The 17,736-nt window shown below is 63.5% G+C and carries 16 protein-coding genes; 7 read left to right on the forward strand and 9 right to left on the reverse strand.

What is annotated here, in order from left to right; genetic code table 11:
* Nucleotides 1-63: 63 nt before the first annotated feature.
* Entirely contained in the window at nt 64-2,703 is a 2,640-nt protein-coding gene (gene clpB, locus JHX88_RS16555) for an ATP-dependent chaperone ClpB (protein WP_076524695.1), read from the forward strand.
* Nucleotides 2,704-2,864: 161 nt separating this feature from the next.
* Here the strand turns inward: clpB and JHX88_RS16560 are convergent, their stop codons facing one another.
* Together JHX88_RS16560 and JHX88_RS16565 are read right to left on the reverse strand one after the other, a co-directional pair.
* Nucleotides 2,865-3,824, reverse strand: coding sequence for an omptin family outer membrane protease (locus JHX88_RS16560; protein WP_176011418.1), 960 nt, complete (start codon nt 3,822-3,824; stop codon nt 2,865-2,867).
* A 200-nt stretch (nt 3,825-4,024) separates the two neighbouring features.
* Nucleotides 4,025-4,915 carry a 5'-methylthioadenosine/S-adenosylhomocysteine nucleosidase gene (locus tag JHX88_RS16565; RefSeq protein ID WP_076524699.1) on the reverse strand — a complete coding sequence of 297 codons (891 nt, stop codon included), beginning with the start codon at nt 4,913-4,915 and terminating at the stop codon, nt 4,025-4,027.
* A gap of 154 nt (nt 4,916-5,069) precedes the next feature.
* Between JHX88_RS16565 and JHX88_RS16570 the strand changes: the two genes are divergently transcribed.
* Nucleotides 5,070-6,038, forward strand: coding sequence for an NAD(P)H-dependent flavin oxidoreductase (locus JHX88_RS16570; RefSeq protein WP_076524701.1), 969 nt, complete (start codon nt 5,070-5,072; stop codon nt 6,036-6,038).
* Between the two features lie 57 nt (nt 6,039-6,095).
* On the opposite strand, the gene JHX88_RS16575 is transcribed toward JHX88_RS16570, so the two are convergent.
* Nucleotides 6,096-6,767 carry a transferrin-binding protein-like solute binding protein gene (locus JHX88_RS16575; protein ID WP_076524703.1) on the reverse strand — a complete coding sequence of 224 codons (672 nt, stop codon included), beginning with the start codon at nt 6,765-6,767 and terminating at the stop codon, nt 6,096-6,098.
* 226 nt (nt 6,768-6,993) lie between these two features.
* Between JHX88_RS16575 and msrB the strand changes: the two genes are divergently transcribed.
* The 3 genes from msrB to JHX88_RS16590 all read left to right on the forward strand — a co-directional run bounded on the left by msrB (nt 6,994) and on the right by JHX88_RS16590 (nt 8,436).
* The gene (gene msrB / locus JHX88_RS16580) at nt 6,994-7,434 is read left to right on the forward strand and encodes a peptide-methionine (R)-S-oxide reductase MsrB (RefSeq protein WP_076524705.1); all 441 of its coding nucleotides are present in this window, start codon (nt 6,994-6,996) and stop codon (nt 7,432-7,434) included.
* Nucleotides 7,435-7,941: a peptide-methionine (S)-S-oxide reductase MsrA gene (gene msrA, locus JHX88_RS16585; RefSeq protein WP_076524708.1), complete on the forward strand. Its 507-nt coding sequence runs from the start codon at nt 7,435-7,437 to the stop codon at nt 7,939-7,941.
* Nucleotides 7,942-8,139: 198 nt separating this feature from the next.
* Complete coding sequence (locus tag JHX88_RS16590) at nt 8,140-8,436, forward strand: cupin domain-containing protein (RefSeq protein ID WP_076524710.1); 297 nt, start codon at nt 8,140-8,142, stop codon at nt 8,434-8,436.
* Nucleotides 8,437-8,508: 72 nt separating this feature from the next.
* On the opposite strand, the gene JHX88_RS16595 is transcribed toward JHX88_RS16590, so the two are convergent.
* The 4 genes from JHX88_RS16595 to kynU form a co-directional block, all read right to left on the reverse strand.
* Nucleotides 8,509-11,559, reverse strand: coding sequence for an efflux RND transporter permease subunit (locus tag JHX88_RS16595; protein WP_076524712.1), 3,051 nt, complete (start codon nt 11,557-11,559; stop codon nt 8,509-8,511).
* Nucleotides 11,556-12,656, reverse strand: coding sequence for an efflux RND transporter periplasmic adaptor subunit (locus tag JHX88_RS16600; RefSeq protein WP_076524714.1), 1,101 nt, complete (start codon nt 12,654-12,656; stop codon nt 11,556-11,558). The genes JHX88_RS16595 and JHX88_RS16600 overlap by 4 nt, the downstream gene beginning before the upstream one ends.
* Nucleotides 12,653-13,708, reverse strand: coding sequence for an efflux RND transporter periplasmic adaptor subunit (locus tag JHX88_RS16605; RefSeq protein ID WP_076524993.1), 1,056 nt, complete (start codon nt 13,706-13,708; stop codon nt 12,653-12,655). Before JHX88_RS16605 ends, JHX88_RS16600 begins: the two co-directional genes overlap by 4 nt.
* 68 nt (nt 13,709-13,776) lie before the next feature.
* On the reverse strand, nt 13,777-14,964 hold the full coding sequence (gene kynU, locus JHX88_RS16610; protein WP_076524716.1) for a kynureninase: 1,188 nt from the start codon (nt 14,962-14,964) through the stop codon (nt 13,777-13,779).
* Between the two features lie 101 nt (nt 14,965-15,065).
* Here kynU and JHX88_RS16615 point away from each other — a divergent pair, with 101 nt between their 5' ends.
* Nucleotides 15,066-15,854 (forward strand): alpha/beta hydrolase, encoded by a 789-nt coding sequence (locus JHX88_RS16615; RefSeq protein ID WP_076524718.1) that lies wholly within the window; start codon nt 15,066-15,068, stop codon nt 15,852-15,854.
* Here the strand turns inward: JHX88_RS16615 and JHX88_RS16620 are convergent, their stop codons facing one another.
* Nucleotides 15,855-16,679 carry an aldo/keto reductase gene (locus tag JHX88_RS16620; protein WP_076524720.1) on the reverse strand — a complete coding sequence of 275 codons (825 nt, stop codon included), beginning with the start codon at nt 16,677-16,679 and terminating at the stop codon, nt 15,855-15,857. It abuts the gene before it with no gap.
* Nucleotides 16,680-16,707: 28 nt separating this feature from the next.
* Complete coding sequence (locus tag JHX88_RS16625; protein WP_076524995.1) at nt 16,708-17,178, reverse strand: YbaK/EbsC family protein; 471 nt, start codon at nt 17,176-17,178, stop codon at nt 16,708-16,710.
* Between the two features lie 129 nt (nt 17,179-17,307).
* Here JHX88_RS16625 and JHX88_RS16630 point away from each other — a divergent pair, with 129 nt between their 5' ends.
* Entirely contained in the window at nt 17,308-17,637 is a 330-nt protein-coding gene (locus JHX88_RS16630) for a hypothetical protein (RefSeq protein ID WP_141225793.1), read from the forward strand.
* Nucleotides 17,638-17,736 lie beyond the last annotated feature (99 nt).

Raw genomic sequence — 17,736 nt, forward strand, 5'->3', positions numbered from 1 at the left:
GAACCGGGGCGTGCCTGACAGGGCGTCTGCCAACTCGGGGGCTAACAAAAGGAGAAACTGCCGATGGACATGGAAAAGTTCACGGAACGGTCGCGTGGTTTCCTGCAAGCCGCCCAGACCATTGCGATCCGCGAGGAAAATCAGCGGGTCGTTCCCGAACATTTGCTGAAAGCATTGATGGATGACGACCAAGGGCTGGCGTCCAACCTGATCAACCGTGCTGGTGGAGAGGCCAAGCGCGTGGCCGAGGCCGTGGATCAGGCGGTTGCCAAGCTGCCCAGGGTTTCGGGTGCGGATGGGCAGGTCTATGTGGACCCCTCCATGGTCCGCGTGCTGGACGAGGCCGAGAAGATCGCGAAAAAGGCGGGCGACAGTTTCGTGCCGGCGGAGCGCATCCTGATGGCTCTGGCGGTGGTGAATACCCGCGCCAAGGACGCGCTGGAGGCCGGCGCGGTGACGGCGCAAAAGCTAAATTCGGCGATCAATGACCTGCGCAAGGGGCGCACCGCGGACTCGGCCTCGGCCGAGGATGGTTACGAGGCGCTCAAGAAATATGCGCGCGACCTGACCGAGGCCGCCGAACAGGGCAAGATCGACCCGATCATCGGCCGTGACGAGGAAATTCGTCGCGCCATGCAGGTGCTGAGCCGCCGGACCAAGAACAACCCGGTGCTGATCGGCGAGCCTGGTGTCGGCAAGACCGCCATCGCCGAGGGGCTGGCGCTGCGGATCATCGATGGCGATGTGCCGGAATCCCTGCGCGACAAGCGGCTGATGGCGCTGGACATGGGCGCGCTGATCGCGGGCAGCAAGTATCGCGGCGAGTTCGAGGAGCGGTTGAAATCGATCCTGAAAGAGATCGAGGCCGCCGCGGGCGAGATCGTGCTGTTCATCGACGAGCTGCATACGCTGGTCGGCGCCGGCAAGACCGATGGCGCCATGGATGCGGCCAACCTGATCAAGCCCGCCCTTGCGCGGGGTGAGTTGCACTGCGTAGGTGCCACGACGCTGGACGAATACCGCAAGTATATCGAGAAGGACGCCGCCCTTGCCCGCCGCTTCCAGCCGGTGATGGTCGAGGAGCCGACCGTCGAGGATACGATCAGCATCCTGCGCGGCATCAAGGAGAAATACGAACTTCACCACGGCGTGCGGATCTCGGACGCGGCACTGGTCGCGGCGGCGCAGCTGTCGAATCGCTATATCACCGACCGTTTCCTGCCGGACAAGGCCATCGACCTGGTGGACGAGGCCGCCAGCCGGTTGCGGATGGAGGTGGACAGCAAGCCCGAGGAACTCGATGCGCTGGATCGGCAGATCCTGCAGATGCAGATCGAGGCCGAGGCGCTGAAGAAAGAAGAAGACAGCGCCTCCCGCGATCGGCTGGAGCGGCTGGAAAAGGAGTTGTCGAACCTGCAGGAGCGCAGCGCCGAGATGACCGCCCGCTGGCAGGCCGAGCGTGACAAGCTGGAAGGCGCGCGGGGGCTGAAGGAACAGCTTGACCGCGCCCGGGCCGAGCTGGACCAAGCCAAGCGCGAGGGCAACCTCGCCCGCGCGGGCGAGTTGTCCTATGGCATCATTCCGGGGCTCGAGAAGCAATTGTCCGAGTCCGAGACGCAAGAAGCCAACGGCCCGATGGTCGAAGAGGCCGTCCTTCCCGAGCAGATCGCCGGGGTAGTCGAGCGCTGGACCGGAATCCCGACGGCAAGGATGCTGGAAGGCGAGCGCGAGAAGCTGCTGAAGATGGAAGACGTGCTGACCGGTCGTGTGATCGGGCAATCCGAGGCGGTGATCGCGGTATCCAACGCGGTGCGCCGGGCGCGAACCGGGCTGAATGACGAGAACCGGCCGCTTGGCAGCTTCCTGTTCCTCGGCCCGACCGGCGTCGGCAAGACCGAACTGACCAAGGCGCTGGCCGATTACCTGTTCGACGACGACCAGGCGATGGTCCGCATCGACATGTCGGAATTCATGGAGAAACATTCCGTGGCAAGACTGATCGGCGCGCCTCCGGGCTATGTCGGCTATGACGAGGGCGGCGTGCTGACCGAAGCGGTGCGGCGCAGGCCCTATCAGGTGATCCTGTTCGACGAGGTCGAAAAAGCGCATCCCGATGTCTTCAACGTGCTGTTGCAGGTGCTGGATGACGGCAAGCTGACCGACGGCCAGGGCCGGACGGTGGATTTCAAGCAGACGCTGATCATCCTGACCTCCAACCTTGGTTCGCAGGCGCTGTCGACACTGCCCGAAGAGGCGGACTCGAGCGATGCGCGGGCGCAGGTGATGGACGCGGTGCGGGTGCATTTCCGCCCCGAGTTCCTGAACCGGCTGGACGAGATCATCATCTTCCGCCGTCTGACGCGCGAGAACATGGATGGCATCGTCAAGATCCAGCTTCAGAGGCTCGACGAGAGACTTGCCGGGCGCAAGATCTCGCTGGACCTGAACGAGGACGCCCGCAAATGGCTGGCCGATCAGGGCTATGACCCGGTCTTCGGCGCACGCCCGCTCAAGCGGGTGATCCAGCGCGCGCTGCAGGACCCGCTGGCCGAATTGCTGCTGTCAGGCGAAGTGCAGGACGGTCAGACCGTGCATGTGGGCGCAGGCGAAGACGGATTGCTGGTCGGCAGCCGCGTCGGACAGGCCGGGCAGAAGCTGGGCGCGATCGGCGAAGGGCCGAAACCGGACGCGACACTGCATTGAGGCGGTGTCGGCTTGGCGGAAACGGTCGTCTACAGGTTCCGTGGCCGCCGGGGGGCATCCGCCCCCCAATCCCCTGCGGGGATTTCCCCCCGAGGATATTGCAATGAAGAAGAAGGGCCCCGGTTACCGGGGCCTTTTCAACTTGCGCGAAAGCGAGGTGATCAGAATTCCCGCCTGATCCCGATATCGATGGTCGCGACCGAAAGATCCGCTCCGACGCTATTGTCGTATATCCCTTGCTTCTGCCCGGTCCGGATCGCCGACAAGCGCGTGTCTCCTCTCTCCCGGAAGAATTTCTGGTAACCGGCGCCGACATGCAGCCACATCTGGTTTTCCAGTTGACGCTCTGCAGCAAGCCCGATCTGAAAGAATGGTGAGGAGGAAAATCTTTCGTCGAAACGTATATTCCGCAACCAATGGTGATCGACAGCTTTCGGATTGACGCTCAGACCGGCCCGGAGCAGGCCCGACAATCGCCAATCTCCTTGTTCCCGTATCATCTCGGCACCGACGAAAACGGTTCTGCGCTGCTGCTTGTAGCTGACACCGACCTCTCCATCGGGAAAACTCCCGCGCGCATCGCGGAAATTGTTGTCCGAATAGATGTAGCGACCGCCCCGGGCATGCCACTCGATCCAGGTATATTTCAATCCGCCATGCAGATTGACCTGCGTGGCCTCATTCAGGTCGAAATCGCGCCCAACCGCCAGCTCAAGATCGAAATAATGATCGAGCTGGCTATCCGGATGCTGTGAACGATCAGTCCATTGGTGATCGCTGGTGCCCTTGGCAAAGGGAGCCAGCCAATCGTAATCGGTCATATCGCCACGGCCATTCACACCGAACATCGCCTGGCCGCTCAGGGCCCAGGCATTGCCGAGGTCAAATCGCGTGCTCAATGTCGCGACCAGGGTGCTCGCCTCCCAGATCAGGTGGCTGAGACGCTCATCCCCTGCCCCCCTGTAAACCAACTCATTCGCGGTTATTCGCCCGTAGCCGAGCGTTGCCTGGAATTCGTGGCTCATGCCTCGTCCTGTCAGCCGATCCTCGCCCTCGGCCAATACTGGGGTTGCAGCGAAGGCGAACAGGGCGATGACGAGCATGTAACGAAAATGTCGCAAGGTAAACTCCTCTTCAGCCCCCGGTCGCCAAGACCGGCTGGTGATGCCGTAGTTGATCGGCAACCACTGGCAGCATGTGCCGCGATTCATCGAAAACACGGCGGCTTGCAGGTTCTGCTTCCCTTGATACCGCGCCTCGATTCAGGAGTCACTTTCTAGCAGGCATCCCTTGATGAAACCTTGCCCGAACCGTGATCCTTTCAGTCCTTGGGCAGCGCTGTCAGGAATTCCTTGACCACCAGCGCCGAATTCTCCGAGGCCAGCGACATGAAGACATCCATCTCGTTCGCCCCCTCGCCGCCGCCAGCCAGGTCGGAAAGCGAACGGAAGGCGATAAAGGGGGTCTGGTTCGCCCACGCGACTTGCGCGACGGCAGCGGATTCCATGTCGACGACCCGCGCCTCGAACGTATCGAAGATCCATTCGCGCAGCCCGGCATTGTCCACGAAGGCCGAACCCGACACGCCATTGCCGCCGACACGGATTTGCGGCGCCTGTTCAAGGCAGGCGTTGTCGCTGTTGCATTCGGCCAGGCCGATCCTTTCCGCAACGGTTTTTGCGGCGTCCAGAAGTTCGGGGTCGCTTTCGAACCAGAAGCGCGTTTCGGGCTCTCCGCGATCCGAGGCGACGGTCGTTTCGCGCGTGAAGATCATGCCGTAATTCGGGAAGGGAGATTCCAGGAAGGGCGGGATGGAGAAACCGTCATCGATCTCGCGCGCCATGACCGACTCGAGATACTGGCCCCATTGATCGGCCACCACGACATCGCCGATATTCAGCGACGGATCGACGCCGCCCGCGATGCCGGAGAAGACGATGGCGTCGATGTCGAAACGATCAAGCGCCAGTTGCGTGGTCATGGCTGCGTTGACCATGGACACGCCCGAAAGGAACAGCACCACGTCCTGCCCGCCCAGCTTGCCCGTCACGAATTCGCTGCCATTGATCACCTGCGTTTCCGCCCCTTCCAGGTCGGCCTGCAGGCTGACCCATTCCGGCGGAAAGGCCGAGATGACGGCAATGCGGGAAGTCTCGGCGGCGACCGGCAGGGCGGAGGCGGCGAGAAAGGCAAGGCTGAGGCGGAGGGACATGGGATGGCTCCTTCATGATGAACGGGTCTTCTGCAGGGCTAGACCGGTTATGCCCGATTTTCCAGCCGGAAGCCTGCGGTCAGTGTCGCCGCGTCACGGCTTGCATGATCCCGAAGCTCGCGTCATCGTTGCATAAATTGCAAGGAGGACCCCCATGCTGCCGCCCATTCTGCAGAATCTGCGCATTCCCGTCGTGGCATCGCCGATGTTCATCGTCTCGAATCCCGATCTGGTCATCGCGCAATGCAAGGCCGGGATCGTCGGCAGCTTTCCGGCGCTGAACGCGCGCGAAAAGGATGGCGAAGAGGTGCAGCTCGAAGCATGGCTGACCCGGATCACCGAGGAACTCGACCGCCACAACCAGGCCAATCCCGACCGTCCGGCGGCGCCCTTCGCGGTCAACCAGATCGTGCATCGCAGCAATGCCCGGCTGGAGCGGGATATCGAGATCTGTCACCGGCACAAGGTGCCGATCTGGATCACCTCGCTCGGCGCGCGCCCCGAGGTGAACGCGGCCGCCCATGATTGCGGTGGGATCGCGTTGCATGACATCATCAACAACAAATTCGCCCGGAAGGCTATCGAGAAGGGCGCGGATGGGCTGATCGCCGTTGCGGCGGGCGCGGGCGGCCATGCCGGGCCGCAATCGCCCTTTGCGCTGGTGCAGGAGATCCGGGACTGGTTCGACGGGCCGCTGCTGCTGTCCGGCGCGATCGCGACCGGGCGTGCGGTTCTGGCAGCAAAGGCGATGGGCGCTGATCTGGCCTATATCGGCAGCCCCTTCATCGCCACCGAAGAAGCGAGCGCACCATCCGACTACAAGCGGATGATCTGCGACAGCGGGGCGATGGATATCGTCACCTCGTCGCTGTTCACCGGCGTTTCGGGCAATTACTTGGCGCCATCGATCCGCAATGCCGGTCTGGATCCGGACGACCTGGAACATGCCGACGCCTCGTCGATGAATTTCAGCGAGGGCTCAAGCAAGCCCAAGGCATGGAGCCAGATCTGGGGATCGGGACAGGGCATCGGCGCTGTGCACGAGATCCTGCCTGCCGCAGAACGTATCGAGCGGCTGGCAAGGGAATATGCCGAGGCGAAAGAGGAATTGGCGAAGGCCTGATCCCAACATAAAATTCCCGCCCAATCCTAAGGATATGGGCGGGGCGGAACTATTGAGTTACTTTTTTTCGCCTATAACGACGATTTCTTGGAAGTTCTTTTGGAAGGCCTTCTCGCTGGCGAAACTTGCTCGATGAGCATTTTCTCCAGTAACGACAAGTGCATCCGCGTCAGGACCGGCGAAACCGCCGTCTCCGGGCATGTCGACCTTGACCATCGTGCCAGCAATATTAACTTCGCCGGTGAACCGGCCTTCAGTCAAATTGTCCGCGATCTTGCCGTCGTAAGATATTTTGCCCGGCTTGGCGGCATTCTTCCGATACGCCCTGAAATCCGTGATGTCACCGGTCAGTTTGCCTTCGCCGAAATTAGCGGTCAAGCGCGCCTGCCCCAACCGGTTCGGCTTGTATTCCACGACTCTGTGGGTCACCCCGTCAATAACTTCCTTGGTGTCGCTTACAACGACACCGTCACCAACCGAGAAAGACGCCACCCCGGCATATGTCGCCGTGCCCGAGCTTGGCATGTTCTTGATCGGAGTTGCGGGGACTACCATGTCATTTTCGTCCTCGTCCAGCTTGTGCTTTTCGATCAAAGCAATCCCGCTGTCGTACAGCTCGTTATAGCTTAAGTTCTGCTTTGGGGTGTTCATAACCCCGCCGCTGCCGCCGCAGCCAGTCAAAATTGCCGAGGCCGCGATAGCGCTCAGCGCTGTCAGATAAATTTTCATCTAGAACTCCGCGCACCATATACCAAACCGATAGGCTGAATACGCGTTCATGCCTGCCTTATCAATCCCACCAACCCGAATAAAATAAGGCGATTCGATCAACGGGCAATACGATTGCCGGGTCTGGCCAGATTTGCCATCGCGGCATAGTTATAGAACGGCCTTGGCGGCCACCGGTTTCGTCACCATATAGGGTCGCGAACGGATCGATCCACGGAGACATCGAATGGCCTATGCCAAGTCGCAGGACGCCCTCGCCCGGTTGACGCCGGAGCAATATCGCGTCACGCAGGAAAACGGCACGGAGCGTGCCTTTACCGGCGAATACGATCATCATTTCGAGCCGGGCATCTATGTCGATATCGTCTCGGGAGAGCCGCTCTTCGTCAGCGCGGCAAAGTATAATTCCGGCTGCGGCTGGCCGGCTTTCAGCAAGCCGATCGACGGGAACGTGACCGAACACCAGGACGGCTCGTTCGGGATGGTTCGCACCGAGGTCCGCTCGAAACATGGCGACAGCCATCTTGGGCATGTGTTCCCGGATGGTCCGCCCGAGGCAGGGGGGCTGCGCTACTGCATCAACTCGGCCTCTCTGCGCTTCGTGCCGAAGGACCGGATGGAGGCCGAAGGCTATGGCGAGTATCTTGACCAGATAGAGGAGGCTTGAATGACCGAACGCGCTGTATTGGCCGGTGGCTGCTTCTGGGGGATGCAGGATCTGATCCGCCGCCTGCCCGGCGTCATCTCGACGCAGGTGGGATATACCGGCGGGGATGTCCCGAACGCCACCTATCGCGATCACGGCACCCATGCCGAGGGGATCGAGATCACCTTCGATCCGGGCATGATCAGCTATCGCCAGCTATTGGAGTTCTTCTTCCAGATCCATGATCCGACCACGCCGAACCGGCAGGGCAACGATATCGGACCCAGCTATCGTTCGGCGATCTACTATGTGAACGAGGATCAGAAGCAGGAGGCACTGGATACCATCGCCGATGTCGAGGCGTCCGGGCTATGGCCGGGCAAGGTGGTGACCGAGGTGGAACCGGTGGGCGATTTCTGGAAAGCCGAGCCCGAGCACCAGGACTATCTAGAACGCTTCCCGACCGGCTATACCTGCCATTTCCCGCGCCCGGACTGGGTGCTGCCGAGACGCTCGGCGGCCGAATAGGCGGCATGCATGGCGAGCGCCCCGGAGGTTCTGCCTTCGGGGCGTTTTTCATGGCAAGCCCGCAATCCATGCCGGGCGGAAACACGCCATGGACCGGGAGGCAGGGTGGCACGGGACGGGACCGATGCAGGACCGTAGTGACAAATTCTGGAAGGCGGTTACGCTGAGCCACGTCCTGCGAGTTGAAGGAAAGACATCATGCCATTCGAATCCACCATTTCCGCCGTCCCCACCGTCCTTGCCGAGAACGACCGCTCGAAGATTACCCGTTGGGATTTCGAACCGGGTGCCACGACCGGCTGGCACGAACATGAAATGGACTATGCCGTGGTGATCCTGACGGATTCGACGATGGCCTACGAGGCGGATGGCGAGGTCACCGAGAAGCAGGTGAAACCCGGTGACAGTTACCTTCGCCCCAAAGGTGTGCAGCACGACGTCAAGAACGCCGGCCCCGGCCCTCTGTCATTCATCGAGATCGAGACGAAACCGTAAGGCGATCTGCCGGCTGTTCCCGGTCACGCCCGTGGGTGGAACCGACGCGATTTCCGGCCGACCGGAGGCGCGTCAGTTCTTTGCTTCGGCAGGCGGGCGCACGCCGAACACCGCGCAATACAGAGCCGGCACGAAAACCAGCGTCACCAGCGTCCCGGCAATGATCCCGCCCATCATCGCGAAGGCCATCGGCCCCCAGAACACCTGCCGCGCGATCGGGATCAGCGCCAGCGAGGCCGCCGCCGCGGTCAGCAGGATCGGGCGTGCCCGGCTGTCCGAGGCCTCGAACACGGCATCCCATTTCGAGCGCCCCTTGGACAGCAGCACCTCGATCTCGTGCACGAGGATGATCGAGTTGCGGATCAGGATACCGATCAGCGCGAGAATCCCCAGGATCGCCACGAAACCCATCGGCACCCCGAAGGGCACCAGCACGGCGACCACACCGATCAGCCCCATCGGCGCGGCAGCAAAAACGATCAGCGACAATCGGACGCTCTGCATCTGCGCCATCACCAGGATCGCCATGATCAGCAGCATCACTGGCACCACCGCGGCGATGGGGGCCTGGCTTTCCGCCGATGTCTCGACAGAACCGCCAACGACGATGCTGACCGCCTCGGGCAGTTCATTCTCATAGTCTGTTACCGCACCCTCCAGCGCCTGAACCAGTGTCGCCGGTTGCGTATCGCCATCGATGGCAGCCTTGACGGTCACGGTGGGCAGGCCGTCACGCTGCATGATCAGCGGCTGCTCGGTGTCATATTCAAGGCTGGCGAGCGACATCAGCGGAATATTCCCCGCCGCCCCCGTCGTCAGCTGCAGGTTGCGGATCGAATCCAGCGATTGCCGATCGGCATCCACGCCCCGCGCCACGACATCGATCAGGAAGATATCGTCGCGCAGCTGCGTAACGGTCTTGCCCGAGAACACCGCCGACAGCGCGTCCGAGATATCCTGACCGGACACCCCGACCTGACGGGCCTGATCCTGATCGACCTCAAGCCGGATGACGCGGGCGGGCTCGTTCCAGTCGAGCGCGATATCGCGCAGGCGCGGCTCGGTGGCCAGAACGGCGGCCAGCCCCCTTGCCGCGTCGCGGGCCTGGTCCAGGTCAGGAGAGCTGACGCGATACTGCACCGGCTTGCCGACCGGCGGGCCAATCTCGAGATTCTTCACGTAGAGATCGACACCCGGAAACTCGGTCGCCGCCAGATCGTTGAGCATCGCCTTGACCCGGTCGCGCGCGGCCACATCCGGCGTCTGGATCACGATCTGGCCCATATGTGGCCCCGGTGTCGGCACATCCATCGACAGGATGAAACGCGGCGCGCCCCTGCCGACATAAGATGTCCAGAACAGCACGTCATCGCTTTCGGCCAGATAGGCTTCGAGCCGGTCCATATCGGCGCGGGTCTTGGCGATGGAGGCGTTCTGACGTTCCCCGACATCGACGATCACCTCGGTGCGGTCGGAATCGGGGAAGAATTGCTGCTCGACAAAGCGCATGCCCCAGACCGATCCCGCAAAGATCAGCAGGGTGACGGCGATGGTCACCCATTTGAAGCGCATGCCTGCGCGCAGCAGGCGATGGAAGGCAAGGCGAAGACGTCCGGCCTTGTGTTCATGATGCGCCAGGTTCTCCTTGAGAAAGGTCACCCCCAAGAGAGGTGCGAACAGCACCGCCACGATCCACGAGATCAGCAGCGACACTGCGATCACCACGAAAAGCGAGAAGGTGAACTCGCCCGCCGCCGAGTTGTTCAGCCCGATGGGGATGAAGCCCGCCACCGTGACCAGCGTGCCGGTCAGCATCGGGAAGGCGATGGAGGTCCAGGCATAGCTGGCCGCGCTGGACAGGGACTCGCCGATCTCCAGCCGCGAGATCATCGTCTCGATGGCGATCATCGCGTCGTCCACCAAGAGCCCGAGCGCGATGATCAGCGCACCGAGGGAAATCCGCTGCAAGGTGATGCCATAGAGATCAAGGATGACGAAGGTGATCGCCAGCACCAGCGGAATGGTCAGCGTCACCACGAAGCCCGCCCGGAAGCCAAGGCTGATGAAGCTGACGATCAACACGATGATCACCGCCTCGGCCAGTGCCTGAACGAAATGGCCCACCGCATCCTCAACGACATGCGGCTGATCGGCGGTCTTGGCCATCTCTATCCCGATGGGCAGATCGCGGGCGACGCCATCCATCAGTTCTTCCAGCTGCTCACCGAATTCCAGGATGTTCTCGCCCTCGCGCATCCCGATCTGCAACCCGATGGCCTGCTGGCCGTTATAGCGAAACAGGGTGTCCGGCGGGTCCTCGTAGCCGCGCGTGATGGTGGCGACATCGCCCAGGTTGAAGAACCTCTCGCCGACGCGCAGGTTCACGGCGGCGATGGAGTCGGCATCGTCGAACTGGCCGCCGACGCGGACCAGCACGCGCTCTGGCCCGTCCTGCACAACGCCGGACGGAGCAATCGCGTTCTGCGTGGCCAGCGTCGCCATGACCTGTTGCTGGTTCAGCCCCAGGGCCGCCAGCCGCGCGGTCGAGAACTCCATGTAGATCCGTTCGTCCTGCACGCCCAGAAGCTCGGTCTTGCCGGCGGCGGGCAAGGCCGCGACCTGCTTGCGGATCGCCTCGACCCGGTCGCGCATCTCGCGCGGGGTGAAGCCGTCCGAGGTGAAGGCATAGATATTGCCATAGACATCGCCGAAATCGTCGTTGAACTGGAAGCCTTGGAATTCCTGCGGAAATTCCGGCCGGATATCGGACATCATCTGGCGGACGCGCTTCCACACCTCGGGCACATCCGGGCCGCGCGTCGTCGGCACCAATTCCACATAGACCACGGACTGCCCCGGAGTGGTGACCGAGCGGGTGTAGTCCAGTTCGTCCAGTTCTTCCAGCTTGGTTTCGATGCGGGTGGTGACCTGCTTGAGCGTATCCTCGATGCTGGCACCGGGCAGCGCGGCGCCGATCACCATCGTCTTGATGGTGAAATTCGGATCCTCCTCGCGGCCCAGATTGACATAGCTCAGCGCCCCCGCGAAGAGCGACAGGACCAACAGGAACCAGACGAAGCTGCGGTGATGGAGCGCCCAGTCCGACAGATTGAAACCCTTCACGGCTCGACCCTCCGTCCGACCGGTTGCCCGGGTTGCAATGAATTCACGCCACGGGCCACCACCTCGTCACCGATGAACAGGCCCTCTGACACCAGCACCCGTCCGCGATAGCTAGGCCCGGTGGTCACGCCAACCGCTTCGACCCTGGCATTGTCGCCTTCGCGTGAGACCCGCCAGACATGCGGCTGACCGTCGCGTTCGAACAATGCCGAATCCGGCAGGGTCAGCGCAGGCTCATCCGGCGCCCCCACACGCGCACGGATCAGCGTGCCCAAGCGGAAAGGCGCATCCGCCGGCAAGACCAGGTGCAATCGCCTTGTCCGCGTGGCGATATCGGCAAGCGGATCGATGCGGTCCAGGGGCGCGGTATAGGTCCGGTTTGGATCGGTGCGCTGCCAGATCGTGAAAACGGCATCCTTGGGTAACGCCGCCAGCGCCGATTCCGGCAGGTCGATGACAGCCTCGCGGGCGTCATCTGCCGAAAGCTGAAGGATCGGCGCACCGGCACTGACCACCGCCCCCTGTGCCTCGTATACGGCGCTGACGACCCCCGCGAAGGGCGCGGTCATCTTCGCGAAACCCTCGGCATCCTGTGCCTGCACCAGTTCGGACCGGGCCTGATCCGCTGCGGCCTGCGCCGCCGCCATGCCGCGCTGCGCCTGTTCCAGTTGCGCATCCGATGCCACGCCGCGCTCGGCCAATGCCTGCGTGCGTTCTAGCGTCGTGCGCGCGGTCGAAAGCTGCACCTCGGCAGAATCGACGGCGGCACTGGCCGCGCGGGTGGTCGCGGCCAGATCCTCGGTGGCCAGTTCCGCAAGAAGCTGCCCCTCTTCGACCCTGTCGCCCAGTTCGACATGACGGGAGATCATCCGGCCCAATGCCTGAAACGCCATCGTCACCTCGGTCTTCGAGGCGATCAGGCCAGGCACCGAGCGGGCGTCATCGCCGCGATCCTCGACGATCTCGGTCACGACCGGGCGTGGGGGCTCTTCCGTCGCGGCCTCGCCGCCAAAACCAAGCCAGCCGGGCAGTTCGAATCCCGCCGCGGGAAGGGCCGCCAACATCCCCGCAAAAGCCAAGGCCACGATCCGCTTCATGGCTGCACCTCTGCCGGTTCCACGACGCGCCCCGGATAGAGCAATTGCGATCCCGCGCCGATCACGACCTGCCCGGGCTCGATCCCGCCCGACAGGTAAACCTCGCCATCGGAGAAATGACTGATCTCGACAGGCGTCAGGCTGACCCGGTTTTCGTCGCCAAGGGTCCAGACCGCCGCGGTCTCGCCCTGCCGGGTCAGGGCGGTCCAGGGGATGACGATGCCGCTATCGCTGCGCACCCGCAGATGACCGCGCACGGCGGCGCCCAACAGGTCGATCCCCTCCGGGTTGCCCTCGATACTGGCGCGCAGCGTGACGGTCCCCGTGGCCGGATCGACCAGCGGCGCGATCTCGGTCACGACGCCGGTCATCTCCGGGGCATCGATATCGATCGGGGCCAGCCGCACCTCGGCGCCCATCGCATCGTCCAGCAACGGGTGATCGGGCGAGCGGAACACCGCCTCGAGCCCCTCGAGGCTGGCCAGGGAAACCACCGGTTGCGCCGCGCCGACGATCTGCCCCGGCGACATGTCCCGGCCCGTCACGACCGAAGCCTCAGGCGCGCGCAACACGGTGTCATCCAGCGCCCGCCGTGCCTGTTCCACGCCACTCTCGGCACGTTCGACTGCGCCCTGGGCCTCTGACAATGCCTGAACCGCCTGATCGCGGGCCGCCCGCGTGCCCACGCCGCGCTCCAACATTGCCGCTGCCCGCTCGCTTGCCTGCCGAGCTTGTTCTTGCGTGGCACGGGCAGAGGCGAGACTGGCCTCGGCCACTTTCAGCCCCTGTTCCTGCTGCACGGAATCCAGCCTTGCCAGCGGATCGCCCTTGCCGACGCGATCCCCCTCCTCGATCAGGACCTCGGTTACCCGCCCGCTCTGGCGAAAGCCCAGATCGACGCTGTCCTTGGCCTCCAACGTGCCGGAAAGCCGCAAGTTCAGCAGCAGGGGCTTTTCCTCTGCGGTGACGAATTCGACCCGCAGATCACCGGGCCCTGCCCAAACGGCCAGGGCCGACAGACCGACGAAGAAGACTGAGGCAAGATATCGCATGACCATCGCAGCTTCCGTTAACGTTGAATTCTTGCGTCAGGACTCTCCGGATGAGAAGCCCCATGCCGCTACGTCACATCGGCTTTTTCATGGAAATGCGGCTGATCCCAGCTTTCCTCGCGCAAAATCCGGGCAAGCGTATCGACCGCGCGCTGCACATCCTGCAAATCATTGTAAAGCGGCGCGAATCCAAAACGCAGCACATCCGGCGCCCGGAAATCCCCGATCACCCCTTCGGCGATCAGCGCCTGCATGACCGCGTAACCCTGCGGATGGCGGAAGCTGACCTGAGAGCCGCGCATGGCCGGATCACGGGGAGAATTCAGCGTGACACCCGGACAATCCGCCTCGACACCCGCGATGAAGGCCTCGGTCAGTTCGACCGAGCGCGCCCGCAGATCGGCCAGCTCCACCCCGTCCCAGGCATCCAGTGCCGCATCCAGCGCCGTCATGGCGATGACCGGAGGCGTGCCGACCCGCATCCGCTCGATCCCCGGCGCGGGTGTGTAGCCCAGATCAAAGGCGAAGGGCGCGGCATGGCCCATCCATCCCTGCAGGATCGGTTCCGCGGCATCGGCATGGCGCGGATGGGTCCAGATAAATGCCGGGGCGCCGGGTCCGCCATTGAGATATTTATAGGTGCAGCCCACCGCGAAATCGGCATCCGCCCCGATCAGGTCGACATCGACCGCGCCCGCCGAATGCGCCAGGTCCCAGACCGTCAGCGCCCCGGCCTCATGCGCGCGGGCGGTCAGCGCCTTCATGTCGTGGCGGCGGCCGGTGCGGTAATCGACCTCGGTGATCATCAGCACCGCCAGGTCTTCGTCAATCGCATCCGCGACCTCTTCCGGCGCGACCACCCGCAATTCCGCATCCACCGCCCGGGCCAGCCCTTCGGCCACGTAGAGATCCGAGGGAAAATTGCCGCTATCCGACAGGATCACCCGCCGCTCGGGCCGCAGGGCGCGCGCCGCGCTGACCGCCTGGAAGACCTTGATCGACAGCGTGTCGCCCATCACCACCTCGCCCGGTCCCGCGCCAATCAACCGGGCAATCCGGTCGCCGACGCTGCGCGGTTGCACATACCAGCCCGCCCGGTTCCAGCCGGTGATCAGCATCTCGGACCATTCCTCGGCCATCATCCGCGAAACGCGTTCTTTCGCGGCAACTGGCATCGGGCCAAGGGAGTTTCCGTCCAGATAGGTCAACCCCTCGGGCAGATGAAATGCTTGCCGGGTCTTGGTGAAATCGGTCATACAGTTCCCCTTGTTCGACATGCCTGTTAACGAATTCACCACTCACTTCGAGAGTGACGTTAACAGCGGAATCGCCGCGCCGGAAGAGGAGGTTACACCCCATGTTGTACCAGGTCACGGATTGGGACGATGCCTATGCCAATGGTCTCCATATTCCCCGAGGCGACGATTTCCCGGCGCAATGGGAGGCCGCCGCCACCACGTTCCGGGCCACCGCCCGACGGGAAGATCTGGGCCGTGGCGATCTGTTCCTGCCGGATACCACGCCAAAGGGGTTGGCCGTATTCATTCATGGCGGTTTCTGGATGAAAACCTCGCCCGCGACATGGTCGCATCTGGCGGCGGGACCACTGGCGCAGGGCTGGGCGGTGGCGATGCCAGCCTATACGCTGGCCCCGAAGGCACGGATCTCGCAGATGACCCGCGAAATCGCCGCGGCGATCAGTTTGGCCGCCGAACGCATTCCGGGACCGCTGGCGATCACCGGGCATTCCGCCGGAGGGCATCTGGCGGCGCGGATGATCTGCGATGACAGCACCCTGCCCGATACGGTCGCGGCGCGGGTGGCTTGCTGCCTGCCGATCTCGCCGCTCTCCGATCTGCGGCCAATGATGCGGACCGCGATGAATGACACGCTGGCAATTGACGGCGCGGAAGCCGCTGCCGAAAGCCCAGCCTTGCTGACACCGCGCCCGGATATCCCCGTCACCGCATGGGTCGGCGCGATGGAGCGACCGGAATTCATCCGACAGGCGCGCCTGCTGGCCGATATCTGGGCCGGTCTGGGGGCCGCGACCGACTGCGTGATCGAGCCCGGCCTCCATCACTTCGATATCATCGACGCGCTGACCCGCCCCGACAGCCCTCTGACCCGGACCTTGCTGGCCTGATCAGCCGCTGAAGGTCTCTGGGTCCGGCCCGGTCCGATTGTCATGATCGAGCGCATCAATGGCGGCGATATCCGCATCACTCAGCCGCAATTCCAGCGCGGCGAGATTCCGTTTCTGACGCTCGGGATTCTGCGATTTCGGGATCACCGAAAGCCCATGCGCCAGGTGCCATGCAATGATGACCTGCGCCGGGTCCACACCCAGCCTCGCCGCGATCCCCGCCACGGCGTCAGAGTCGAAATCGGCGCCGCGCCCCAACGGCGCCCAGCTCTGCGTGGCGATCCCCATGCGATCATGCACCGCCCGCATCTGCGCCTGCGCGAATGCCGGGTGCAACTCGATCTGGTTCAGCACCGGCGTCACGCCGGTCTCGCCGATCAGCCGGGTAAGGTGAGGCTCCTGGAAATTCGCCACGCCGATGGATTTCACCCGCCCTTCCTCGCGCAGCTCGATCAACACCTTCCAGGTCTCGACATAGAGATCCTGCGCCGGCACCGGCCAGTGGATCAGGTAGAGGTCCAGGTAGTCCAGCCCCAACCGGTCCATCGTGGCGTCGAAACCGCGCCGCGCCGCGTCCCGCCCCTGCTCATCGTTCCATAGCTTCGAGGTGACGAAGATGTCCTCGCGCGGGATGTCGGCGTCGCGCACCGCCTGCCCCAGCCCCTCCTCGTTGCCGTAAAGCTTTGCGCCGTCGATCAGCCGGTAACCGGCCTGCAGCGCATGCCCGACCGCAACAGCGGTCTCGTCCTCGGGCATCTGCCAGACCCCCAGCCCCATCTGCGGCATCTGCCGCCCGTCATTCAGGGTCATCATCGGTTGCTGCATGTCATCCTCCTTTATCGGCCATTCCCGTTCAGACGGTGAACTCCGCCGGCCTCGCCACGGTCAGCTCCAACAGCCGGCCGGGCGCAATGGCAAAGATATGGCGCGGCGTGCCTGCCGCTGCCCAGACCTTCTCGAAATCCGACAGGCGCGGATCGTAAAACGCCGCCACCGGCTTGAGATGCCCGACCGGGGCCACGCCCCCGATGGCAAACCCGGTCTCGGCCCGGATCAGCGCCGCATCCGCCTTGCCCAGAGGCTGCCCGGCCACCGCCGCCGCCTTCTCGGGATCAACCCGGTTGCCCCCGGCGGTCAGGAACAACACCACATGTCCGCTGTCCTCGCCGCGAAAGATGATCGATTTGGCGATCTGGTCCAACTCGCATCCCGCCGCCGCGGCTGCCTCGGCAGCGGTCCGGGTGGATTCCCCCATCTCCAGCACCTCGACAGGCTCCCCCGCCGCTTCCAGCGCCGCCTTGACGCGTGCCAGGCTCTTGCTCATCCGTCCCTCCAACAGCTTTTGCGCGACCCTATCCCCGCCCGCCGCCACGGACCAGCCCGGCCCTTCTTCTTCATGCAAATATCCTGCATGATCGACGAAACACCTGCATTGACGACAAGGAGCCCCACCATGAATGTCTATACCCTGCTCGTGGAGGTCGGCCGCAGCAAGGGCGATGGCCTGCCCGATGGCGCGACCGGTGCGGCGCTGATGTGCTATGCGGCGGGGCATGACGAGGCCGAGGCCGTGCGCGAGACCGTGGCGATCCTGAAACAGGCCGAGATGTCGCCGCTGGATGTCACCGGCTACGGCACGCCCGAAGACCGGCTGGCCGAGGGGCACGAGATCGACGATGACGAACGCGCGCTGATGGACCGGGCGCGTGACGAAAACGCGGTGATCATCGCCCAGATGCAACCTTTTTTCAAAGGCTGCGAGGGCAGTAGCGACGAGGAGTGACGAAGTCCCGCCGAATCGCCGCCCAACCCCTATCCAAGCCGAATCGGTTTCGTTACACTCGTTCACAATAATAACCGCAGCAGTCACGAACAGGCGATC

Source organism: Paracoccus saliphilus, assembly GCF_028553805.1.
Classification (GTDB): Bacteria; Pseudomonadota; Alphaproteobacteria; order Rhodobacterales; family Rhodobacteraceae; genus Paracoccus; species Paracoccus saliphilus.